The organism is Streptomyces sp. HM190 (assembly GCF_009857135.1).
Classification (GTDB): Bacteria; Actinomycetota; Actinomycetes; order Streptomycetales; family Streptomycetaceae; genus Streptomyces; species Streptomyces heilongjiangensis.
On sequence record NZ_CP047318.1, the window covers coordinates 7,275,024 to 7,297,743 of the forward strand.

At 71.4% G+C, this 22,720-nt stretch carries 19 protein-coding genes; 3 read left to right on the forward strand and 16 right to left on the reverse strand.

The annotated features are described in order from the left end of the window. Nucleotides 1-105: 105 nt before the first annotated feature. The 3 genes from GSY65_RS31135 to GSY65_RS31145 form a co-directional block, all read right to left on the reverse strand. Nucleotides 106-2,556 carry a protein kinase domain-containing protein gene (locus tag GSY65_RS31135; RefSeq protein WP_159774830.1) on the reverse strand — a complete coding sequence of 817 codons (2,451 nt, stop codon included), beginning with the start codon at nucleotides 2,554-2,556 and terminating at the stop codon, nucleotides 106-108. A gap of 396 nt (nucleotides 2,557-2,952) precedes the next feature. Then, on the reverse strand, nucleotides 2,953-3,444 hold the full coding sequence (locus tag GSY65_RS31140) for an NUDIX domain-containing protein (RefSeq protein ID WP_159774832.1): 492 nt from the start codon (nucleotides 3,442-3,444) through the stop codon (nucleotides 2,953-2,955). A gap of 26 nt (nucleotides 3,445-3,470) precedes the next feature. Further along, a complete protein-coding gene (locus GSY65_RS31145; protein WP_159774834.1) occupies nucleotides 3,471-4,538 on the reverse strand; it encodes an ADP-ribosylglycohydrolase family protein in 1,068 nt (355 codons plus the stop codon). A 173-nt stretch (nucleotides 4,539-4,711) separates the two neighbouring features. Between GSY65_RS31145 and GSY65_RS31150 the strand changes: the two genes are divergently transcribed. Then, nucleotides 4,712-5,881 (forward strand): glycerate kinase, encoded by a 1,170-nt coding sequence (locus tag GSY65_RS31150; RefSeq protein ID WP_201452730.1) that lies wholly within the window; start codon nucleotides 4,712-4,714, stop codon nucleotides 5,879-5,881. A 68-nt stretch (nucleotides 5,882-5,949) separates the two neighbouring features. Here the strand turns inward: GSY65_RS31150 and GSY65_RS31155 are convergent, their stop codons facing one another. The 10 genes from GSY65_RS31155 to GSY65_RS31200 all read right to left on the reverse strand — a co-directional run bounded on the left by GSY65_RS31155 (nucleotide 5,950) and on the right by GSY65_RS31200 (nucleotide 17,569). Next, the gene (locus GSY65_RS31155; RefSeq protein ID WP_159774836.1) at nucleotides 5,950-6,111 is read right to left on the reverse strand and encodes a hypothetical protein; all 162 of its coding nucleotides are present in this window, start codon (nucleotides 6,109-6,111) and stop codon (nucleotides 5,950-5,952) included. Nucleotides 6,112-6,366: 255 nt separating this feature from the next. Then, entirely contained in the window at nucleotides 6,367-7,245 is an 879-nt protein-coding gene (gene pssA, locus GSY65_RS31160; protein WP_159774838.1) for a CDP-diacylglycerol--serine O-phosphatidyltransferase, read from the reverse strand. Further along, the gene (locus GSY65_RS31165; RefSeq protein WP_159774840.1) at nucleotides 7,232-7,888 is read right to left on the reverse strand and encodes a phosphatidylserine decarboxylase; all 657 of its coding nucleotides are present in this window, start codon (nucleotides 7,886-7,888) and stop codon (nucleotides 7,232-7,234) included. The genes pssA and GSY65_RS31165 overlap by 14 nt, the downstream gene beginning before the upstream one ends. Before the next feature lie 180 nt (nucleotides 7,889-8,068). Further along, on the reverse strand, nucleotides 8,069-9,274 hold the full coding sequence (locus GSY65_RS31170) for an acyl-CoA dehydrogenase family protein (RefSeq protein ID WP_159774842.1): 1,206 nt from the start codon (nucleotides 9,272-9,274) through the stop codon (nucleotides 8,069-8,071). A gap of 2 nt (nucleotides 9,275-9,276) precedes the next feature. Beyond that, the gene (locus GSY65_RS31175; RefSeq protein WP_159774844.1) at nucleotides 9,277-9,801 is read right to left on the reverse strand and encodes a MaoC family dehydratase; all 525 of its coding nucleotides are present in this window, start codon (nucleotides 9,799-9,801) and stop codon (nucleotides 9,277-9,279) included. A 5-nt stretch (nucleotides 9,802-9,806) separates the two neighbouring features. Beyond that, a complete protein-coding gene (locus tag GSY65_RS31180; protein WP_236580139.1) occupies nucleotides 9,807-10,820 on the reverse strand; it encodes an HpcH/HpaI aldolase/citrate lyase family protein in 1,014 nt (337 codons plus the stop codon). Continuing rightward, nucleotides 10,817-12,991 (reverse strand): protein meaA, encoded by a 2,175-nt coding sequence (locus GSY65_RS31185; protein WP_268978237.1) that lies wholly within the window; start codon nucleotides 12,989-12,991, stop codon nucleotides 10,817-10,819. The genes GSY65_RS31180 and GSY65_RS31185 overlap by 4 nt, the downstream gene beginning before the upstream one ends. Before the next feature lie 17 nt (nucleotides 12,992-13,008). Beyond that, a complete protein-coding gene (gene ccrA, locus GSY65_RS31190; RefSeq protein ID WP_159774846.1) occupies nucleotides 13,009-14,346 on the reverse strand; it encodes a crotonyl-CoA carboxylase/reductase in 1,338 nt (445 codons plus the stop codon). A 438-nt stretch (nucleotides 14,347-14,784) separates the two neighbouring features. Further along, entirely contained in the window at nucleotides 14,785-15,612 is an 828-nt protein-coding gene (locus GSY65_RS31195) for a TetR family transcriptional regulator (RefSeq protein WP_201452731.1), read from the reverse strand. Nucleotides 15,613-15,754: 142 nt separating this feature from the next. Continuing rightward, nucleotides 15,755-17,569, reverse strand: a complete 1,815-nt coding sequence (locus tag GSY65_RS31200; RefSeq protein WP_159774850.1) for a 3-hydroxyacyl-CoA dehydrogenase family protein — start codon at nucleotides 17,567-17,569, stop codon at nucleotides 15,755-15,757. Nucleotides 17,570-17,936: 367 nt separating this feature from the next. Here GSY65_RS31200 and GSY65_RS31205 point away from each other — a divergent pair, with 367 nt between their 5' ends. Next, nucleotides 17,937-18,512: an adenylosuccinate lyase gene (locus GSY65_RS31205; protein WP_159774851.1), complete on the forward strand. Its 576-nt coding sequence runs from the start codon at nucleotides 17,937-17,939 to the stop codon at nucleotides 18,510-18,512. Nucleotides 18,513-18,567: 55 nt separating this feature from the next. On the opposite strand, the gene GSY65_RS31210 is transcribed toward GSY65_RS31205, so the two are convergent. The 3 genes from GSY65_RS31210 to GSY65_RS31220 all read right to left on the reverse strand — a co-directional run bounded on the left by GSY65_RS31210 (nucleotide 18,568) and on the right by GSY65_RS31220 (nucleotide 21,970). Next, nucleotides 18,568-19,116 carry a GNAT family N-acetyltransferase gene (locus tag GSY65_RS31210; protein ID WP_159774853.1) on the reverse strand — a complete coding sequence of 183 codons (549 nt, stop codon included), beginning with the start codon at nucleotides 19,114-19,116 and terminating at the stop codon, nucleotides 18,568-18,570. Nucleotides 19,117-19,192: 76 nt separating this feature from the next. Continuing rightward, nucleotides 19,193-20,764, reverse strand: a complete 1,572-nt coding sequence (locus GSY65_RS31215) for an alpha/beta hydrolase (RefSeq protein WP_159774855.1) — start codon at nucleotides 20,762-20,764, stop codon at nucleotides 19,193-19,195. Nucleotides 20,765-20,926: 162 nt separating this feature from the next. After that, nucleotides 20,927-21,970: an Rv2578c family radical SAM protein gene (locus GSY65_RS31220; protein WP_159774857.1), complete on the reverse strand. Its 1,044-nt coding sequence runs from the start codon at nucleotides 21,968-21,970 to the stop codon at nucleotides 20,927-20,929. Between the two features lie 209 nt (nucleotides 21,971-22,179). On the opposite strand from GSY65_RS31220, the gene GSY65_RS31225 reads away from it, so the two are divergent. Then, a complete protein-coding gene (locus tag GSY65_RS31225) occupies nucleotides 22,180-22,623 on the forward strand; it encodes an SRPBCC family protein (RefSeq protein WP_055541330.1) in 444 nt (147 codons plus the stop codon). Nucleotides 22,624-22,720: the final 97 nt, after the last annotated feature.

The following is a 22,720-nucleotide window of genomic DNA, read 5'->3' on the forward strand; positions in this document are numbered from 1 at the left end:
CGGAAATCGGGGTGCGCCCCCGGCCGAAGGCCCGTGCCCCCGGCCCGCGCCCCCGGCCCGGTCCGAGGTCCCCGGCCGGAGGGGCACGCGGAACACGGAGGGCGGTCAGACGGCGATGCCGTAGGCGCGGTCGTAGTGCTGGGCGACCAGGAGGCCGGAGGGGTCGCAGGCGAGCTGCCAGTCGTTGACGCCGGTCTCCACTCCGTCGGTGAAGTTCCACAGCAGCCGGCCGCGGGCGGCGTCGATGGCGTAGAAGCCGTTCCTGTTCTTGTAGGCGGGCACGTAGACCGCGCTCGGCCCGGCGGTCACCGGTAGGTCGACGTTGAGTCGCGGGGTGGCGCAGAACCAGCGCCGGGAGCCGGTCGCGGCGTTGAACGCGTGGACGCCGGAGGGATCGGTGCCGGTGACGTACACCGTGTTGCCGTGGGCCCCCAGCGAGGCGAACTGGCCGTCTTCGGGACTCACCCGCCAACGCACCTTGCCCGTCGCGAGGTTGAGGGCCTGAAGCTCCCGGCCGATGGCGAACACGGTCCGGTCGAGGACGGCGAGGTGCGGCCGCAGGTCGTAGCCGACGGGGTGTCGCCACACGACGCCGGAGCTGCCGGTGTCGCGGGCCGTCACATTGCGCAGACCGTCGGCGTAGACGAAGTACCCGGGGATGATCACCGGGGCGAGCCGGATACCGACGTCCTCCGGGCTGATGGGGATGACCTCGGCGCGGCGGCTCGCGAGGTCGACGCCGAAGACGGTGTCCGTGGACGTCGTGCCCCCCTGCTCGCCGGATTCCCGCTGGAGCCGGACGCCGATGACGGAGATGAAGCGGGCGTCGACGGCGCCGAGAAGCGTGGTGAACCGGAAGTCCGGCCCGAAGTCGATGGTGAACCGCTCCGAGCCGTCGGCCGGGTCCACGCCGATCACCGTCGAGCCCTCGCCCAGCGCGACCACCGCGTCGAACGTCAGCACCGCCGGGGTGGGGGACTGGCTGATGCCGGTGTAGACCCACGTGGGCCGGCTGCCGTCCCTGAGGTCGAGACTGAGCAGGTCACCCGGCCGGGTCTTCACCAGGGCCGCCCCCTTGTGGAACACGGCCGGCGCCTGCAGCAACGGGTCGCCCCGGTACACCCAGGCCGGCTCGGGGGCCGGACCGAGCGGCTGCGCCCCCCGCCCGCCCGGCCTCCCCCGCCGCGACAGGAACACGGCGCCCCCGACGGCCGCCGCGGTGGCCGAGGCGGCCGTCGCGGCGAGCACTGTACGCCGCGACGGCCCCGACCGGTCGGGCACCCGCCGGTGCCCGGTCGATGCCGCGCGGTAGGGCTCCGGCTGCCCGGGGGAGCCGTCGGCGTGGGCTCCCGGTGCCCCGGCGCCGCGCTGCTCGTCGGGGGCCTTCCCCCCGTCCGGGTGGGCGGAGTGGTCACAGCCCCCCGCCTCGCACGCCACCGGCCCCCCGGAGCCGTACGGGGCCCGCTCGGGAGCACAGGGATCGGGACCTGAGGCGTACGGGGCCCGGTCCGAGGCGCGGGACGCCGGATCGGAGGCGTAGGGGGCCCGGTCCCCGGCGCAGGGCCCCGCGTCCTGCGCCTGGTCGCCGCCCGCCCTGTCCCGGCGGTACGGGTACGGCTCGGGGGCGTCCCCGCAGGCGGGGTCGGTGAGCACGTCGTCCGGCGCGGTGGCGAACATCGCGACCGCCGCCGCGCGCAGGGCGATCGACGCGGTCACCGACGGCGGCAGCCAGCCCTCGCCCGTCACCTGCTCCACCCCGCCCGGCGCGCACGCGGCGGCCAGCTTGTCCGGGGTGATCCGCAGCCGCGGGTCCTTGGTGAGGCACAGGCTGATGATCTTGTCGAGCGGATCCGGCACGCCCGACAGGTCCGGCGGACTGTGCACGACCTGGTAGAGGAGCGTGGCAGCCGCCGTCCCGCTGAACGGGGCGTGCCCGGTCGCGGCGTACGTGAGCACGGACCCCAGGGAGAAGACGTCGCCCTCGGGACCCAGCGGCTCACCCGTGGCCTGCTCGGGACACATGTACTCGAAGGACCCGAACAGCGCCCCCGAGCGGGTGAGGTCGTACCCGTCGGCGGCGCGGACGATGCCGAAGTCGATGACCCGCGGACCGTCGGCGGCCAGCAGGACGTTGGACGGCTTCAGATCGCGGTGCACCAGCCCGGCGGCCTGCACCGAGATCAGCGCCTCGGCGATGCCGGCGCCCAGCGTCAGTACCGACTCCACCGGTAGCGGCCCGTGCTCGGAGACCGCCTCCGCCAGGGTGGGGCCCGCGATGTAGTCGGTGGCCAGCCAGGGGACCGGGCCGTCCGGGTCGGCGTCCACCACGGGTGCCGTGTACCGGCCGCCCAGGGCCCCCGCGGCCTCCACCTCACGCCGGAAACGAATCCGGAAGTTCCTGTCGCCCACCAGCTCCGGGCGGATGGCCTTGACCGCGACGAACCGCCCCTGAGGAGTGCGCGCCAGGTAGACCCGCCCCATCCCGCCCGCGCCGAGCCGGGCCGCGAGCCGGTGGGGACCCAGTACCTCGGGGTCGTCAGGGCCAAGTGGTTCCATGACCTCAGCTGCCTGTTCTCGGTCAGTACGGGCGGGAGACGGCCCGCGGTGGGGGGAGACTGGCGTGTCGGGCGGACCCCGTACGACCGCTCCCCGGAGCCCCGCATCCTGCCGGAGCCGTGGCCCGCGCCCGGGATGCCGGTCCTGGACCCCGAGTGCCGCCCCCGGTTCCGGAACGGACGGCACTGGGCGGTCGCCCGGACGGGGTCTGCGGTCAGCCTAGAGGCCGAAGCATCCCGCGGGCAGCTTTTTTCGGCCAACACTTTAATTTTCCATCAACCGTGGCGGACGCCCTTCTCGCCTTCTGTGCAAGACCAGTTGACCGTAGGTCAGCTGACTCCTGTCACCGGCAGGCCGTGCGAGAGCGGGCGGCCGTGGCGCATTGTCGACGGTCGTTCAGCCGACCCGGATCCCGTTCTCCAGCTCCACCGGACCGGTGCCGTCCGCCAGCGCGTCGAGCGCGGCGAGCACCCGGCGGCCCAGTGCCCCCGGCAGATGGCCGGTCAGTTCGGCCCGCGGCACCAGCCGCCACGACAGCAACTCCTCCTCCTGCAGCCGGATACGGGCCAGCTCGCCCTCGCCGACCGTCCCGCCGTCGTACAGGTACGCCACCTGCGGCGGCCGCCCCGCGACGTGCACCCAGTCCACGGCGAGCAACCGACCGGGCTCGATGTCGAGGCCGATCTCCTCGGCGGTCTCGCGCCGCGCGCCCCGCCGGGGCGTCTCCCCGTCGTCCGACTCGATCGTCCCGCCCGGCAGCGCCCACCCCTCGCGGTAGTTGGGCTCCACGAGCAGGACCCGCCCCTCGGCGTCGCGGAGGATCACGGCGGCGCCCGCGAGGACCTTCGGGAGGCTCGCGATGTACGCGGCGAAGTCTTGAGCGGTCATCCGGAAAGCCTAGAGCGCGCCCACCCTCACGCCGAAGTCCGCGCCAACCGCACCGTCCGCTCGGCGAGTTCGGTGATCCGCACCCCGTCGAAGCCGAACACGGCGCTGCGCACGGTGTCCTCCAGCGGGTCCTTCCAGCGGTCCGGGATGGCCGCCGCCCCGCACAGCACCCCCGCCACCGAACCGGCCGTCGCGCCGTTCGAGTCGGTGTCCAGGCCGCCGCGCACGGTCAGCGCGACGGTGCGGGTGAAGTCGCCGTCGCCGTACAGGAGCCCGGCGGTGAGCACCGCCGCGTTCGGGACGACATGGATCCAGTGCGTCCCGGCGGTCTCCTCGGCCACCGTCGTGAGCGTGTCGTCCCAGGCCACCCCCGCCTCGTGCAGCGCGGCGACCCGCCGCACGGTCCGCGCGAGCCGGCTGCTCGCCGGGATCACGGTCAGCGCCTGCTCCACGGCCTCCCGCACGGTCCCCGCCGTGAACGCCGCCGAGACCAGCGCCGCCGCCCACATCGCCCCGTACACACCGTTCCCGGTGTGCGACAGGACCGCGTCCCGGCGGGCCAGCGAGGCCGCGCGGCGGGGCGCGCCCGGACTGGTCCAGCCGTGGACGTCGGCGCGGATGAGGGCGCCGATCCAGTCCTGGTACGGATTGTCGTAGGTGGCGGTCAGCGGAGGCTTCAGACCGTTGGCCAGGTTGCGGTAGGCGGCCCGCTCCGCCGTGAACGTCTGCAGATACGGCAGCCGCAGCAGCCACAGGTCGCCGACCTGCTCGGTGGTGAAGTCGAAGCCGTGCGTCTCCAGCAGGTCCAGCCCGAGGATCGCGTAGTCGACGTCGTCGTCGCGGCAGCTGCCGTGCACACGGCCGCGCACGCACTCCCGCCACTCGGGGCGCAGCGCGAGCCGGTCCCCCTCGTCGGCCGGCTCCGGCAGGTAGTCGGTGAGGGGCAGCGCGTCGGCGCGGCGCAGGTAGCGGTCGATGCGCTCCCGCGTCCAGTGGTCGCCCCGCTCGACCGGCTTGCCGAGCATGTTGCCCGCGATCCGGCCCAGCCAGCCTCCGTGCACACGGTCGGCGAGTTCGCTGCCCACAGGGGTCATGACGAAAGGTCTACCCAATTCCGCGGACCGCCGCTCGGTGAACGCGTGGGCACACGGCGCGTCGTGTTCGAGGGGCGGGACGGGGCATGACGGAGGGGCCCCGCTGAGGTTAGGGTCACTGCGGCGCGACTGCCTTGACATGTGCAAGGCCCGATGAGCGAGGGGAACACAAGGTGGCGAACGCCGCTGTGGACGGGACGGACACCGGCACGGGGATCCCGCGGGTACTGATCGCCGCGGACAAGTTCAAGGGCACGCTCACCGCCGTCCAGGTCGCCGAGCGGGTGACGGCCGGTCTGCACCGGGTCCTGCCCGGCCTGCAGGTCGAGGCGCTGCCGGTGGCCGACGGGGGAGACGGCACGGTGGCCGCCGCGGTCGCCGCCGGATTCACCCGCCACGAGGTACGGGTGACCGGCCCGCTGGGTGAGCCCGTCACCGCCGCGTACGCGTTGCGCGGCGACACCGCCGTGGTGGAGATGGCCGAGGCGAGCGGGCTGCAGTTGCTGCCCCCGGGGGGCTTCGCGCCGCTCACCGCCTCCACGTACGGCTCCGGGGAGCTGTTGCGCGCCGCCCTAGACGCCGGCGCCCGCACGATCGTGTTCGGGGTGGGCGGCAGCGCCACGACGGACGGCGGCGCGGGCATGCTCGCCGCCCTGGGCGCGCGCTTCCTGGACGCGGCGGGCGAGCCCGTCGGGCCGGGCGGCGGCGGACTGCGCGACCTGGTGACGGCGGACCTGTCGGACCTGGACCCCCGGTTCGCCTCCCTCGACCTCGTCCTGGCGAGCGACGTCGACAACCCGCTGACGGGTCCCAAGGGGGCGCCCGCCGTGTACGGCCCGCAGAAGGGCGCGAGCCCCGAGGACGTGACGGTCCTCGACGAGGCGCTGGCGCACTTCGCGGCGGTCCTGGAGAAGTCCCTCGGCGACCGGGCCGCCGAGCTCGCCCGCGCGCCCGGCGCGGGCGCCGCGGGCGGCGTCGGCTACGGCGCCCTTGTCCTCGGCGCCCGCTTCCGCCCCGGCATCGAGGTGATGCTCGACGTCCTCGGCTTCGCGCGGGCCCTGGACCGGGCCACGCTGGTGATCACCGGTGAGGGGTCCCTCGACGAGCAGACGCTGCACGGCAAGGCGCCCGCGGGGGTCGCCGCGGCCGCACGGGCCGCGGGCAAGGAGGTCGTGGCGGTCTGCGGCCGCCTGGTCCTGCCCCCGGAGGCGCTGGGCCGCGCGGGCATCCGCCGGGCGTACCCCCTGACGGAGGTCGAGCCGGATGTACGGCGCTGCCTCGCCGACCCGGGCCCGATCCTGGAGCGGGTGGCCGAGGGGATCGCCCGGGACTTCCTGACCTGACCCGCCCCCATCCGACGCGCCCCCATCCGACCCGACGCCGTCCGACGCGAGCCGGCCCGATCGATCCGTCAGGGCAGCCGGATCAGACTGCCGTCGAGTTCGCGGAAGCAGCTGCCGCTGCCGAGGCCGTCCACCGTGCCGTTCCTGAACCACAGCTTCGAGAACTGGTGGACGTTCTTCGCCGTGGTCTCCCGGACCATGGGGTGGCCCGGCCACTCGAAGCAGAACATCAGCTTCCGGTGCCGCCGATGGCCTTGTAGACCTCGGGGACGGAGAAGAACGGGCCGTCGGGCATCGGCGTGCGTGTGACGGCGCTGGAAATCACCCCCTCTTCCACCGTGCACCCCTCCCTCACCATCAGCGATCGTGCCCGCACGCTAGGTAGTTTGCCCTGTCAAGCGCAACGCGCGGACACCTTTGAACGGAAAAACAGGTGTGGCCCGAGCCGGGAGGGCTCGGGCCACACCTGTCGGTGGCGGAGGGGGTCAGGGCAGCTGGGCCGCCCGCGCCTCACGCCGGTTGTCGCGGAAGTTGTTCACCCGGCGGGCCGTGGCGAACAGGGGGATGACCGCGCCCATGACGAGCTGCAGGGCGCAGCCGGCCTGGAGCAGGAACTGGCCGCCGGGGGCGGCGAAGGCCCACGCCGCCAGCAGACCCATGGAGAGGACGATCCAGGAGAGCATCGCGACCGCGAGGACACCCCGCGGCTTCGGGTACTCGACCCGGCTCACCATCAGCCACGCCGTGCCGAGGATCGCCAGGAGCGTCGCCTCGAACGGCAGCTCCAGGAGCACGATCGACACCACGGTCAGCGCGCCGAACGGCGACGGCATGCCCTGGAACGTGCCGTCCTTCACCGTCACGCAGGAGAATCTCGCGAGCCTCAGCACCACGGCCAGCAGGACGACGATCGCACCGACCGCGGCCACCCGCTGGTGCGCGTCGTTCGCGACCATGCCGTAGACGAGGACGAAGTACGCCGGCGCCAGGCCGAAGCTGATCAGGTCGGAGAGGTTGTCCAGCTCCGCGCCCATCGGCGAGGAGCGCAGCTTGCGCGCCACCAGACCGTCGAACAGGTCGAAGATCGCCGCGCAGAGCATCAGGATGACCGCGGTGGCCGCGCTGTGGCGGGCCATGCCCGTCTCCTGGCTGCCGGTGAGGTGCGGGATCAGGATGCCCGTGGTGGTGAAGTACACCGCCATGAAGCCGCACGTGGCGTTGCCCAGGGTCAGGGTGTCCGCTATCGACAGGCGCAGCGACAGCGGCATCTCCTCCGCGTCGTCCTCCGCCTCGTCGACCTCCGGCACCCAGTCGGTGGCCGGGCTCGTCTTCCCGGCCTGTGTATCAGGATCAATCACGGTCAATGCGAGTCACCCCAGCCACGGTCTTCTGCCCCACCTCGACGTCGACCTCCACACCCTCGGGCAGGTAGATGTCGACCCGCGAACCGAAGCGGATCAGCCCGATCCGGTCACCCTGCTCGACCTTGGTGCCCTCGGGAACGTACGGAACGATGCGGCGAGCCACGGCGCCGGCGATCTGGATCATCTCGATGTCACCGAGTTCGGTGTCGAAGTGCCAGACGACGCGCTCGTTGTTCTCGCTCTCCTTGTTGAACGCCGGGACGAACCCGCCCGGGATGTGCTCGACGGACGTCACCGTGCCGGAGAGCGGCGCGCGGTTCACGTGGACGTTGAGCGGGCTCATGAAGATCGCGACGCGGGTCCGGCCGTCCTTCCACGGCATGATGCTCTGCACCACTCCGTCGGCGGGCGAGATGACCCGGCCCTGGGCGATCTCACGCTCGGGGTCGCGGAAGAACCACAGCATGCCCGCCGCCAGCGCGGTGGCGGGGACGGCCACGGCCCGGGCGACGCCGGAGCGGCGCGAGCGGGCGAGGCTGAGTGCTGCGGTGGCGACGGTCGGGAGAAGCCACGGCGATGCTCCGCGCGCGAGCCGTACGCCAGCGAGGCTGTCGCGAGGTGCAGAGGTTTGGCTGTGGGGCATGGATGACCTTCGTAGCGGATGATGCCGCGCGGTGACAGGGGACGGCGGCTTTCCGGGGATCGTACCGGTCGCGGGCCGCAACTGGGCAAGCCAGGAAGCCGAGTCGACGGCCGAACAGCGCTGACGGGGTGTGATCTTCTTCTCGAAGAAAACACCCCGAACCAGACATTCGACCCTGGACTAGCCCTGGAATCGATACTCCTCGAGAAGCCGGCGACCGATGATCATTTTCTGGATTTCGGCGGTACCTTCACCGATGAGCAGCATCGGGGCCTCACGGTAGAGGCGCTCGATCTCGTACTCCTTGGAGAAGCCGTAGCCGCCGTGGATCCGGAAGGCGTCCTCGACGACCTCCTTGCAGTATTCGGAGGCGAGGTACTTCGCCATCCCTGCTTCGAGGTCGTTTCGTTCGCCCGAGTCCTTTTTGCGTGCTGCGTTCACCATCATGGCATGGGCGGCCTCGACCTTGGTAGCCATCTCGGCCAGCTTGAACTGGATCGCCTGGTGCTGCGCGATCTGCTTGCCGAAGGTGTGGCGCTGCTGGGCGTACCGAACACCCAGCTCGAACGCACGCTGAGCGACACCGCAGCCACGGGCGGCGACATTCACCCGGCCCACCTCGACACCGTCCATCATTTGGTAAAACCCTCGGCCGGTGGTGCCGCCCAGGACACGATTGGCCGGAATGCGCAGTCCGTCCATGATGAGTTCGGTCGTGTCGACGCCCTTGTAGCCCATCTTGTCGATCTTCCCGGGAATGGTGAGGCCGGGCCGGACCTCTCCGAAGCCGGGCTCCTTCTCGACCAGGAAGGTCGTCATCGACTTGTGCGGCGCCGTGCCCTCGGGGTGTCCTTCGTCACTTCGTACGAGGACGGCGACCAGTGTTGACGTCCCGCCGTTCGTCAGCCACATCTTCTGACCGTTCAGGACGTAGTCGTCGCCGTCCTTGACCGCCTTCGATGTGATCGCCGACACATCCGAGCCGAGCGCCGGCTCCGACATCGAGAAGGCGCCGCGGACCTCGCCGGCCGCCATGCGCGGCAGGAAGTACTCCTTCTGCTCCTCGGTGCCGTGCTGCTTGAGCATGTACGCCACGATGAAGTGCGTGTTGATGATCCCGGACACGGACATCCAGCCGCGGGCGATCTCCTCCACGCACAGCGCGTACGTGAGGAGGGACTCGCCCAGACCCCCGTACTCCTCGGGGATCATCAGACCGAACAGACCCAGCTCCTTGAGCCCGTCGACGATCGCTTGCGGGTACTCGTCGCGGTGCTCCAACTCGGTCGCGACCGGGATGATCTCCTTGTCCACGAAGTCGCGGACGGTGGACAGGATCTCCTGCTGGACGTCCGTGAGGCCGTGGGTCTGGGCGAGTCGCGCCATGGCTACTTCTCCGTCTTCTCCGAAGGGGCGGTCGGCTCCGGGCGGCCGGGCTGCTCACCGCCGCGCTCCTTGATATACGTCTCGGTGGGCACCATCACCTTGCGGCGGAAGACGCACACGAGGGTGCCGTCCTGCTTGTAGCCCTTGGTCTCGACATGGACGATGCCGCGGTCGTTCTTCGACTTCGACGGCCATTTGTCCAGCACGGTCGTCTCGCCGTAGATCGTGTCGCCGTGGAAGGTCGGCGCCACGTGCCGCAGCGACTCGATCTCCAGGTTCGCGATCGCCTTGCCGGAGACGTCCGGGACGGACATGCCCAGCAGCAGCGAGTAGATGTAGTTGCCGACGACGACGTTCTTGCCGAAGTCCGTCGTGCTCTCGGCGTAGTTCGCGTCCATGTGGAGCGGGTGGTGGTTCATGGTGAGCAGACAGAAGAGATGGTCGTCGTACTCCGTGACCGTCTTCCCGGGCCAGTGCTTGTAGACGGCCCCGACCTCGAACTCCTCGTAGGTGCGTCCGAACTGCATCGCGCTCAGGCCTCCGGGATCTCGAACTTCGACGTCCGGGTCATGCCCGCCGCCCGCCCCTTGCCGGAGATGACCAGCGCCATCTTGCGGCTGGCCTCGTCGATCATCTCGTCGCCGAGCATCGCCGAGCCCTTCTTGCCGCCCGCCTCGGACGTGTAGTAGTCGTACGCGTCCAGGATCAGCTCGGCGTGGTCGAAGTCCTCCTGGGAGGGCGAGAAGATCTCGTTGGACGCCTCGACCTGGCCCGGGTGCAGCACCCACTTGCCGTCGAAACCGAGGGCGGCCGCACGCTGGGCGACCTCACGGTAGCCCTCGACGTTGCGGATCTGCAGGTAGGGGCCGTCGATCGCCTGGAGGTCGTTGGCGCGGGCGGCCATCAGGATCTTCATCAGGATGTAGTGGTAGGCGTCCGCCGGGTAGCCGGGCGGCTGCTCGCCCACGACCAGCGACTTCATGTTGATCGACGCCATGAAGTCGGCCGGGCCGAAGATGATCGTCTCGACGCGCGGGGAGGCCTGCGCGATCTCGTTGACGTTGTTCAGACCCTGCGCGTTCTCGATCTGCGCCTCGATGCCGATCCTGCCGACCTCGAAGCCCATCGTCTTCTCGATCTGGGTGAGCAGGAGGTCGAGGGCGACGACCTGCTGGGCCGTCTGCACCTTCGGCAGCATGATGCAGTCGAGGTTCTGGCCGGCCCCCTCGACGACCGTCACGACATCGCGGTACGTCCACTCCGTCGTCCAGTCGTTGACCCGCACGACCCGTGTCTTGCCGGTCCAGTCGCCCTCGTTGAGGAACTTGACGATGGTGTGCCGCGCCTCGGGCTTGGCGAGGGGGGCACACGCGTCCTCCAGGTCGAGGAAGACCTGGTCCGCCGGGAGGCCCTGCGCCTTCTCCAGGAAGCGGGGGTTCGAGCCCGGTACGGCCAGGCAGGAACGCCGCGGGCGGAGACGGTTGAAGGGGTGCGCGGCGGAGCCGCTCGCTGGAAGGGCGGTGGCGGGCGACGGGCGGGCGGTCATGCGGGGACCTCCAGGGGGTCGAGCTTGTTGGCCTTGCGGATCTCGTCGACGATACGGCCGATGATCCCGGTGATGTCGAAGTCCTTCGGGGTGAACACGGCGGCCACTCCGGCGGCCCTGAGCTGCTCGGCGTCGGCGTTCGGGATGATCCCGCCGGCGATCACCGGGATGTCGGTGGCGCCGGCCTCCCGCAGCCGCTCCAGGACGTCGGGGACGAGCTGCGCGTGCGACCCGGAGAGGATGGACAGCCCCACCGCGTGCACGTCCTCGGCGAGGGCCGCGTCCACGATCTGCTCGGGCGTGAGCCGGATGCCCTGGTAGACCACCTCGAACCCGGCGTCACGGGCCCGCACGGCGATCTGCTCGGCCCCGTTGGAGTGCCCGTCCAGCCCCGGCTTGCCCACCAGGAAGCGGAGCTTGCCGACCCCGAGGTCCCCCGCGGTCAGCTCCACCTTGCGGCGGACCCCGGACAGTGCCGAGCCCTCCTCGGCCGCGACCGCGACCGGGGCGGAGGAGACACCGGTCGGGGCGCGGAACTCACCGAACACCTCACGCAGGGCCCCGGCCCACTCGCCGGTCGTGACCCCGGCGCGGGCGCACTCCAGGGTGGCCTCCATGAGGTTGTCGGTGCCCTTCGCGGCCTCCTTGAGCCGTTCCAGCGCCTTGCAGGGGCGCGGGTGGTTGAAGGGCGGCTGGTAGCGCGTGTCCCGCCAGTGCTGGAGGGAGGCGATGACCCGGGCCTCGACGGCCGGGTCGACCGTCTGGATCGCGGTGTCGAGGTCGGCGGTCAGGGGGTTCGGCTCGGTCGTCTCGAAGATGTTGACGCCGACGATCTTCTCCTGGCCGGACTCGATCCGGGCCCGGCGCTCGGCGTGCGAGGCGACGAGCTGCGACTTCAGATAGCCGGACTCGACGGCGGCCATCGCGCCGCCCATCTCCTGGATCCGCTCGATCTCGGCGAGCGACTCCTCGACCAGCGCGGCGACCTTCGCCTCGATGACGTGGGAGCCGTCGAAGATGTCCGCGTACTCCAGCAGGTCGCTCTCGTGCGCCAGCACCTGCTGGATGCGCAGCGACCACTGCTGGTCCCACGGCCGGGGCAGGCCCAGCGCCTCGTTCCAGGCGGGCAGCTGCACGGCCCGCGCACGGGCGTCCTTCGACAGCGTCACGGCCAGCATCTCCAGCACGATCCGCTGGACGTTGTTCTCGGGCTGCGCCTCGGTCAGCCCGAGGGAGTTGACCTGGACGCCGTACCGGAAGCGGCGCTGCTTGGGGTTCTCGATGCCGTACCGCTCGCGCGTGATCCGGTCCCAGATCCGCCCGAACGCCCGCATCTTGCACATCTCCTCGATGAAGCGGACGCCCGCGTTCACGAAGAAGGAGATGCGGGCCACGACGTCCCCGAACTTCTCCTCGGGCACCTGCCCCGAGTCGCGTACGGCGTCGAGAACCGCGATCGCGGTGGACATCGCGTACGCGATCTCCTGGACCGGTGTGGCGCCCGCCTCCTGCAGGTGGTAGCTGCAGATGTTGATCGGGTTCCACTTCGGGATGTGGGAGACCGTGTACGCGATCATGTCCGTCGTCAGCCGGAGTGAGGGCTCCGGCGGGAAGACATGGGTTCCCCGCGACAGGTATTCCTTGACGATGTCGTTCTGGGTCGTGCCCTGGAGCCTGGTGATGTCGGCACCCTGCTCCTCGGCGACGACCTGGTAGAGCGCCAGCAGCCACATGGCGGTGGCGTTGATGGTCATCGAGGTGTTCATCTGCTCCAGGGGGATGTCCTGGAACAGCCGGCGCATGTCACCGAGGTGCGCGACCGGCACGCCGACCCGGCCGACCTCGCCGCGGGCGAGGATGTGGTCGGAGTCGTAGCCGGTCTGCGTCGGCAGGTCGAACGCCACCGACAGACCGGTCTGGCCCTTGGCGAGGTTGCGCCGGTACAGCTCGTTGGACGCCTCCGCCGTGGAGTGGCCGGCGTACGTGCGCATGAGCCACGGCCGGTCCTTTTCCCTCTGCGGCCGGGCCTGGGAGCGCTGGGTGCCCGCGTCGACGTTCCTCGGTCCGCGGTCGCTGCGCTCCCTTGCCTGCGTCTCTTCCACCGTGTCGAGCAGCGGCTCCGCCGCGGGGGGCGCGCCCTCAGGCGCAGCCGCGGGCTGACGCTCAGTCATCTGTGCTCCCGGGTGTCTCAGATGTTCCGGAACCGGTTGATGGCGTCGATGTGCTGGTCGCGCTTGGCCTGGTCGCGCACGCCCAGCCCCTCCTCGGGGGCCAGGCAGAGCACGCCGACCTTGCCCTGGTGGAGGTTGCGGTGCACGTCGTACGCGGCCTGACCGGTGTCCTCCAGGGAGTACACCTTCGACAGGGTCGGGTGGATCTTGCCCTTCGCGATCAGCCGGTTGGCCTCCCAGGCCTCGCGGTAGTTGGCGAAGTGCGAGCCGATGATCCGCTTCAGCGACATCCACAGGTAGCGGTTGTCGTACTCGTGCATGTAGCCCGAGGTCGACGCGCAGGTGGTGATGGTGCCGCCCTTGCGGGTGACGAACACCGAGGCGCCGAAGGTCTCGCGGCCGGGGTGCTCGAAGACGATGTCGATGTCCTCGCCGCCGGTCAGCTCGCGGATGCGCTTGCCGAAGCGCTTCCACTCCTTGGGGTCCTGGGTGGTCTCGTCCTTCCAGAACCGGTAGCCCTCGGCGGTGCGGTCGATGATCGCCTCGGCGCCCATGGCCCGGCAGATCTCCGCCTTCTGCGGCGAGGAGACGACGCAGACCGGGTTGGCGCCGCCCGCGAGCGCGAACTGCGTGGCGTAGGAGCCGAGTCCGCCGCTGGCGCCCCAGATCAGGACGTTGTCGCCCTGCTTCATGCCGGCGCCGTTGCGGGAGACGAGCTGCCGGTACGCGGTGGAGTTGACCAGACCCGGGGCGGCGGCCTCCTCCCAGCTGAGGTGGTCCGGCTTCGGCATCAGCTGGTTGGACTTGACCAGCGCGATCTCGGCGAGACCGCCGAAGTTGGTCTCGAAGCCCCAGATGCGCTGCTCGGGGTCGAGCATGGTGTCGTTGTGGCCGTCGCTGGACTCCAGTTCGACGCTCAGGCAGTGCGCGACGACCTCGTCACCGGGCTGCCAGGCGTTGACGCCGGGGCCGGTGCGCAGGACGACGCCGGCGAGGTCGGAGCCGATGATGTGGTACGGCAGGTCGTGGCGCCTGGCCAGCTCGCTGGTGCGGCCGTAGCGCTCCAGGAACCCGAAGGTCGACAGCGGCTCGAAGATCGAGGTCCACACCGAGTTGTAGTTGACCGAGGAGGCCATCACGGCCACCAGGGCCTCGCCCGGGCCCAGCTCCGGCAGTGGAACCTGGTCGAGGTGGATCGACTTGCGCGGGTCCTTCTCGCGGGTCGTCATGCCCGCGAACATCTCCGTCTCGTCCTTGTGCACGGTGATCGCGCGGTACGACTCGGGGAGCGGCAGGGCGGCGAAGTCGGCGGACGTGGACTCCGGCGACTGGATCGCGTCCAGGATTTCCTTCACGGTGGTGCCTCCGGCGACGAGCGTCCGGGGAAGGACGCTGTTGAGGGTTACGTCGGGGTACTGCGGTTCTGTTCCGGTGGTGCCGTCGGTTCGGCGGAGGGGTGGTGCTCTCGGCGGCGCTTTGTGGCGCGGAAGGGTGCCTGTGACGCAGGCGTCCGGACGCGCAGGCACGTGGCCCGCGGGGACAGTCGGCGTACGGGTTCCCGCTGTTCGCCGGCCGCCCGGACACCCTCAACGTATGGCACGCCGTGTCACCCCGCAAGGCACCGAGTGCCAGAAAGTTCGCTCAGGTGAAATCTTTACGCAACACCTGAGCGATGATCGATCAGACGGGGGCGTAAAAGGGCCTCTGACGTGCCAAAACGGCCACCCGGTGGGGTGGCCGTCATCACAGTTACCGATCGGTAAAGGGGGGTTTCGAAGGCCCCGCGGGAGCTGTCAGCGGTCCCGGAGGGCCTCCTCGATGGTGCGCATGACCTCGTCGAGGGGGGCGTCCGTGCGGGCGACGGTCACCAGGACCTCGCCGTGGGTGGAGGCCGTCGCGGCGGCCCGCTCCGGGGTCATGGAGCGGCCGGCGCCGATGCCGGTGCCGAAGGTCCTGCGGACGATGGCGAACGCGTGGTCGAGCTGGGTCTCCACGTCGCCCTGGCCGCCGGAGCGGAGCCAGCGGCGCAGGACGTGGTTGTGGGCGGTGACGACCGCCGACGCGGCGACCTCGGCGAGCAGCGGGTCGTCGTTGCCGTCGTCGACATGGGCGTGCTCGTCGAAGTGACCCAGCAGATAGCGGGTGAAGAGGCGCTCGTAGCGGGCGACGGAGGCGATCTCGGCCTCGCGCAGGGTGGGGACCTCGCGGGTGAGCTTGTAGCGGGCGACCGAGATCTCGGGCCGCGCCGCGTACATCTTCATGACTTCCTTGATGCCCCGGCACACCGTGTCGAGCGGGTGCTCGTGCGCCGGTGCCGCGTTGAGCACCGCCTCGGCGCGGATCAGGGTGTCGTCGTGGTCCGGGAAGATCGCCTCTTCCTTGGAGCGGAAGTGGCGGAAGAAGGTGCGGCGGGCGACCCCGGCCGCCGCCGCGATCTCGTCGACGGTGGTCGCCTCGTACCCCTTGGTCGAGAACAGCTCCATGGCCGCGGCCGCCAGTTCCCGGCGCATCTTGAGCCGTTGGGCGGCGGCACGACTGCCCGCGGCACTCTCCGGCGCGTCGGGCGTAACTGGTGTACGTGAGGACCTGGCGGGCTGGGACATGCCCCGAACGTACTGCATGCGCGCGGGAGAGTGCGCAGGTCCACCGATTCCCCCGCCCCGCGAGGGCGGGGGAGTGCGGGTGCCGGAGGGCACGGACCGGCCGCCCGGGGTGAGCAGTCCGCCCCAGTCCGTGCCCTCGGGGAGCCAGTCGCCCGGCCGCTCAGCGCTTGGCATATTCGCGGAAGCCGCGGCCGGTCTTGCGGCCGAGGCAGCCCGCGGCCACCAGGTGCTCCAGCAGTGGCGCGGGGGCGAGTCCCGGGTCGCGGAACTCGCGGTGCAGGACCTTCTCGATGGCCAGCGAGACGTCCAGCCCCACCACGTCCAGCAGTTCGAACGGACCCATCGGGTAGCCGCCGCCCAGCTTCATCGCCGCGTCGATGTCGTCCAGCGTGGCGTAGTGCTCCTGCACCATCTTGATCGCGTTGTTCAGGTACGGGAACAGCAGCGCGTTCACGATGAACCCGGCCCGGTCGCCGCAGTCCACCGGGTGCTTGCGGATGGTGCCGCACAGTTCGCGGACGGTGGCGTGCACGTCCTCGGCGGTCAGGACCGTGCGGACCACCTCGACCAGCTTCATCGCGGGCGCCGGGTTGAAGAAGTGCATCCCGATCACGTCCTGCGGGCGCGAGGTGGCGCGGGCGCAGGCCACGACCGGCAGCGAGGACGTGGTGGTGGCGAGGATCGCCCCCGGCTTGCAGACCTTGTCGAGGGTCGCGAACAACTGCCGCTTGACCTCCAGGTCCTCCGCCACCGCCTCCAGCGCCAGATCGACGTCCGCGAACGCGTCGTACGAGCCCGCCGGGGTGATCCGGTCCAGGGTCTCGGCGGCCGCCTCGACCGTCATCCGGCCCTTGTCCACCGACCGCGACAGCGACTTGCCGATACGGGCCTTGGCGGCCTGCGCCTTCTCCTCGCTGCGCGCGGCCAGGACGACCCGGTGGCCGGCCCTGGCGAACACCTCGGCGATCCCGGACGCCATGGTCCCGGAGCCCGCGACACCGACCGAGCGGACCGTGCGCCCGGGGGCCGTGGCGACCCCCTCCAACGGCGTCAGCGCGTCCCGCACGACGGTCGCGGAGCCGGGCGCCTCGTAGGTGTAGAAGCCGCGCCCCGACTTGCGGCCCGTCAGGCCCGCCTCGCTGAGCTGCTTGAGGATGGGCGCCGGCGCGTGCAGCCGGTCGTGCGAGGCCGCGTACATGGCGTCCAGGACCGTACGGGCGGTGTCGATGCCGATCAGGTCGAGCAGCGCCAGCGGGCCCATCGGCAGCCCGCAGCCGAGCCGCATCGCCGCGTCGATGTCCTCACGGGAGGCGTACTTGGCCTCGTACATGGCGGCCGCCTGGTTGAGGTAGCCGAACAGCAGTCCGTCGGCGACGAAACCGGGTCGGTCGCCGACCGCGACGGGCTCCTTGCCCAGGTCCAGCGCGAGGTCGGTGACGGCCGCGACGGCCTGCGGCGCGGTCAGCACCGAGGAGACGACCTCGACCAGCTTCATCGCGGGCGCCGGGTTGAAGAAGTGCAGCCCCAGCACCCGCTCCGGACGCGCGGAGTCGGCGGCCAGCCGGGTCACCGACAGGGCGTTGGTGCCGGTGGCGAGCACCGTCTCGGGCCGCACGATCGCGTCCAGCTCCCGGAAGACCTGCTGCTTGATGTCGTACGACTCCGGCACCACCTCGATCACCAGGTCGGCGTCGGCGGCGGCCCGCAGGTCGGTGAAGGTGCGGAAGCGGGCGAGGGCGTCACCGCGTTCCCGCTCGGTGATCCGCCCGCGGGCCACGGCACGCTCCGTCGAGGACTCCAGCGCCGCGACGGCCCGTGCGGCGGCCGCCTCGCTGATGTCGATACCGATGACCTCGCGGCCGGCCCGGGTCAGCACCTCGGCGATGCCGGTGCCCATGGTGCCGAGGCCGACGACGGCGACCGTGGTGAGAGGGGACTGCTGGGACAGGGGCGAGTCGGACAGGGGAGCGGCCATCGCGGGACTCCAGGGATGAGGGTGACGACTGAGGAAGCGCCCGGGTACGCCGAGGAGGCGCGACCAGCGCGTGGAGTGCGGGTGCTGCCGGGCTGCGAGCGCACACGCCCGGTGCCGCGGCCGTGGGCGTGCACACGCCCGGGCGGAGCGGCTGAACCGACCGGCCCTGTCCCGAGGCCGAGTCGCACTGCGGTACTGCGCGTACAGAACCGACTGCGCTCACGACGGCCGCGTCACCAGACCGTCGAAGCGAACACGAGTGGGTAACTCGCTCGTCTGAGCTTAACCGGTGGGTAACGAGCGCGCCAGGGGTTCGTCTTGGTGATGTAGGTCCCTGCGGCCGGGCCCCGCCCGTAATCTCGACGGTATGGACGAAGCGTTGCGATCGCTCACGGAGCGTGTGCGGAACGAGTCGGGCGGAACGGCCGGCTGCGAACGGCTCCTCGCCACCGAGGACACCGACGAACTGGCCGCCGTGCTCACCGAACCCGGACAGCCCCTGTGGGCCCGCGAGGTGGCCGCCTTCCGGCTCGGGGTGGCGGGGGACCGGCGGGCCTTCGAGGCGCTCGTGCTGCTCCTCAACCACCGCGACCCGCCCCGCTGCGCCTCGGCCGCCCACGCCCTGGCCCGGCTCGGCGACCCCCGCACCGCCCGCGCGGCCGCCGCCCTCGCCACCAACGAACTGCGCGTCGCCTACGCCCTCCACCCGGTCCGCCTGCTCGTCGAGCTCCGCGCTCCCGAGGCCGTGCCCGCGCTGATCACCACCCTCGAACGCCGGCTCACCCCGCACGACCCCTACCGCCGGGTGGCCCTGGCGTGCGTGGAAGGTCTCGGGGCGCTCGGCGACGCCCGGGCCAGAGGGGTCCTCGGAGAGGCGCTCGCACACCCGGCTCTGGCGGAGGCCGCGGTGCACGCCCTGGCCAGGATCCCGCGACAGCGCTGACGCCCCGCGGGGCGTCGCCGGGCGCGCGAGGGGCGTCGCGCGACTCCCGCGCCGCTCAGGGGGTGCTGCCGCCGGGCCCCGTCCGGAGGGCGTACCGCAGTTCCGGTATCTCCACCCCGTCCACCTCGAACGGCTCCTCGGTGCCGTCCGGCGCGAAGCCGTGCCGCTCGTAGAAGCGGCGGGCCCGGACGTTCTCCTTGAGCACCCACAGGAGCACCCGGGGGTGCCCGGCGGTCCGGCAGCGGTCGAGCGACGCCCGCAGCAGCGCACCGCCGACGCCGCCCCCGAGGTGGCCCGGTCGTACGTAGAGCGCGTACAACTCGGCGTCCCCGGTGCGGGCGTCGCCCTCCCGGTACGGTCCGTACGCCGCCCAGCCCAGTACCTCCCCGGCGCGCTCGGCGACCAGGTCGACCACCGGGTTGCCCGGCTTGAGGAGCAGGGCGCGCCGCTTCTCGGCGTCCGCGGTCACGTCCAGCCCGTCGAGGTAGGACCGCGGGACGAGCCCCGCGTAGGCCGTGCGCCAGCCGCCGACCCGGATCTCGGCGACGGCACGGCAGTCAGCCACGGTCATGTGCCTGACATGAAGGTCCTGAAGATCGTCCATGGGGCAGCAGCCTAGGCGCACGCCCGCTGCGGGGAGCGGGGATCTCCCCGCTCCCCGACAGGGCCGCCGGGCCGGGTCAGCCGCGGAAGCCCAGCAGGCCGTGCAGGGTCGAGCCGCGGGACGCCGCGGACGCCGCCTTGGCCTTCCGCGGCTTGGGGTCGGGCAGCCTCTTGCACACCGCGTCGACCTCGCCGGTGCCGCGCGGCACCGTGCCGTCGGTCAGATAGGCCGTCAGATGCCGGTCCAGGCAGGTGTTCCCGCTGAGGGTGATGCCGTGGTTCCCACCGCCCTCCTCGACCACGAGGCTGGAGCGGCGCAGCAGGTGGTGGGTCATGACGCCGCCCTCGTACGGGGTGGCGGCGTCGTCGGTGGCCTGGAAGAGCAGGACCGGGGGCAGCGCGTCGTTGGAGACGTCCACCGGGTCGAGGGACGCCGTGGGCCAGAACGCGCACGGCGCGTTGTACCAGGCGTTGTTCCAGGTCATGAAGGGTGCCTTCCGGTACACCTCCCAGTTGTCCTCGCGCCAGCGGTCCCAGTCGCGCGGCCAGCGCGCGTCACGGCACTGCACCGCGGTGTAGACGCTGTAGCCGTTGGCGCCGCCGGCGTCGACGGCGCCGAAGTTCTCGTACGCCTCGACGAGCGGGTCGTCGTCCTTCTTGTTCACGAACGCCGCGAACGCGGCGGCGAGATCGGGCCAGTAGCCGTTGTAGTACCCGCCGGGCATGAAGGTGTCCTCCAGTTCGGAGGCGCCCACCTTCCCGTCCGCGGGCTTCCTGGCCAGCGCCGAGCGCATCGCGTACCACGCGTCCTCGACCTCGCGCGGATCGGTGCCGAGCCGGTAGGTCCGGTCGTGCCGGGCGATCCAGGCCATCAGCGCCCGGTGGCGGTCGTTGAACGCGTGGTCCTGCAGGAGGTTGTTGTCGTACCAGACCCCGGTGGGGTCGACGACCGAGTCCAGCACCGCGCGCCGTACCCGGTCCGGGTGGAGCTTGGCGTACACGGCGCCCAGATAGGTGCCGTACGAGTACCCGAAGTAGTTGATCCTCCTCGCGCCGAGCGCCGCGCGGATGGCGTCGATGTCCTCGGCCGCGCTCACCGTGTCGATGTACGGCAGCACGTCCCCGTACTTCGCGGCGCACGCCCGGGCGAAGTCCTCGGCGCGCTTCAGGTTCGCCTTCTCCGTCTTGCCGGTGGTCGGCAGGGAGTCGGGGCGCACCGGCGCGAACTGGGCCGGCCGGCAGTTCAGGGCGGGCTTGCTGTGACCGACGCCGCGCGGGTCGAAGCCGATGACGTCGTACTGCGCGGCGACCTTCTTCGGCAGGGAGGAGGCGAGGTAGCCCGCCAGGGTGAGTCCGCTGCCGCCGGGGCCGCCGGGGTTGACCAGCAGCGGGCCCTGGTACTTCTTCGCGGTGTGCGGCACGCGCGACAGGGCGAGCGTGATCTTCCTGCCCCCCGGGTCGGCGTGGTCCAGCGGCACCTTCAGGGAGGCGCACTGGAGGGTCGGATACGCGCTGGTGGCGCACTTCTTCCAGGAGAGCTTCGCCACCGGTGCGGCCGCGGGGCCGCCGCTCGCGTCGGCGGGGACCGCCGTGACCATCCCGGCCAGCACAGCGGCGGCACCGCACAGGGCGGTCGCGCGTTTCTTCATCTGTCAGGTCTCCCAGGACGGAGGATGTCGAGCCGTGCACGCCACGGCCTGTGGTCGCATCGTCCCGGAGTGCGGGCACGGAAGAACCCGGTCTGTCACATCTTGACCCGATCGGCGACGAAGGAGCGCCCGGATGACCCCGAACCGGTCAGGCTCGGTCCGTCAGAGAAGCGTCAGTTGGGTGGGTGCCGTCTGCGGGGCCCGCTCCGCCGGGGCCGGAGCGGGCGGAGGGGTCCTCCTCGGCAGTCCCGCGTGCCGCGGGCCGATGCCGAACTCCTCGGCCAGTTCGTGGACCTGACGGGTCACCTGCCGCTGGTACCACTTCGGCGCGTACGCCCCCTCCGCGTACAGCCGCTCGTACCGTCGTACGAGATGGGGGTGATGGCGCTCCAGCCAGGCCATGTACCACTCGCGGGCACCCGGCCGCAGATGCAGCACCAGCGGTGTCACGGAGGTCGCCCCGGCGGCGGCGATCGCCCGTACGGTCTCGCGCAGCCGGTCCGGGTGGTCGCTGAGGAAGGGGAGCACGGGTGCCATCAGTACCCCGCAGCCGATGCCGTGGCCGGCGAAGGCCCGCACGACGTCCAGGCGGCGCTCCGGGGCGGGCGTGCCCGGCTCGACCGTGCGCCACAGCTCCGGGTCGGTGAAGCCGACGGAGACGGAGACGCCCACCTCGGTGACCTCGGCGGCCTGCCGGACGAGGTCGAGGTCGCGCAAAATCAGCGTGCCCTTGGTCAGGATCGAGAACGGGTTCGCGTGGTCGCGCAGGGCGGCGATGATGCCCGGCATCAGCCGGTAGCGGCCCTCCGCGCGCTGGTAGCAGTCCACGTTGGTGCCCATCGCGATGTGCTCGCCGCGCCAGCGCGGTGAGGCCAGCCGGCGGCGCAGCAGCTCCGGCGCGTTGACCTTCACCACGATCTGGGAGTCGAAGTCGTGGCCCGTGTCGAGGTCCAGGTAGCTGTGGGTCCTGCGGGCGAAGCAGTAGACGCACGCGTGCGTGCAGCCCCGATAGGGGTTCACCGTCCACTCGAACGGCATCCGTGAGGCCCCGGGGACCCGGTTCACGATCGAACGCGCCCGGATCTCGTGGAAGGTCATGCCCCGGAACTCGGGCGTGTCGAACGTGCGCGTCGTCACCGCCTCCGCGCCGAAGAGCGCGGCGTCCCGGGCCGTGACGGGGTTCTCGGCCAGATGGTCCCAGCGCATGGACGCCTCCTCGGTCGCTCTGGCGCCAGAATAGAACACATGTTCCCATGATCGTGCGAATGGGCCTCCGGACATCGGGTGAAGGTCTCGCCGGGAGGCGTTCCTGCGGGCCCCTCACCGCCCCTGTGGCCCCCCGATTTGGGCCGTCCGGCCGGGTGGTGGTTGGCTTTCCGCACATCCCCGAGTTACCAAGTGCTGGAGGAAGTGCAATGGCGCAGGTCGAGGCCACGACGGAACGAGTCGTCGCGGCGGACGCGGAGACGGTGTTCGACACCCTGGCCGACTACAGCGGCACGCGCGGGAAGCTCCTGCCCGAGCACTTCAGCGAGTACGAGGTGCGCGAGGGCGGCGACGGCGAGGGCACCCTCGTCCACTGGCGGCTCCAGGCCACCAGCAAGCGCGTCCGCGACTGCCTCCTGGAGGTCACCGAGCCCTCCGACGGCGAACTCGTCGAGAAGGACCGCAACTCCTCCATGGTCACCGTCTGGCGGGTCACCCCCGCGGGCGAGGGCAGCTCCCGCGTCGTCGTCACCACCACCTGGCAGGGCGCCGGCGGCATCGGCGGCTTCTTCGAGCGGACCTTCGCCCCCAAGGGCCTCGGCCGCATCTACGACGCCGTCCTCGCGAACCTCGCCGCCGAGGTCGAGAAGTAGACGTCCCGCGGCACCCCGCCGCCCCCGGGCCCGGCCCAACGGGCGGTGCGCCGGGGCCTCTTGCGCCCCTCACCGGTTCGAGTGGATCTCCCTCGCG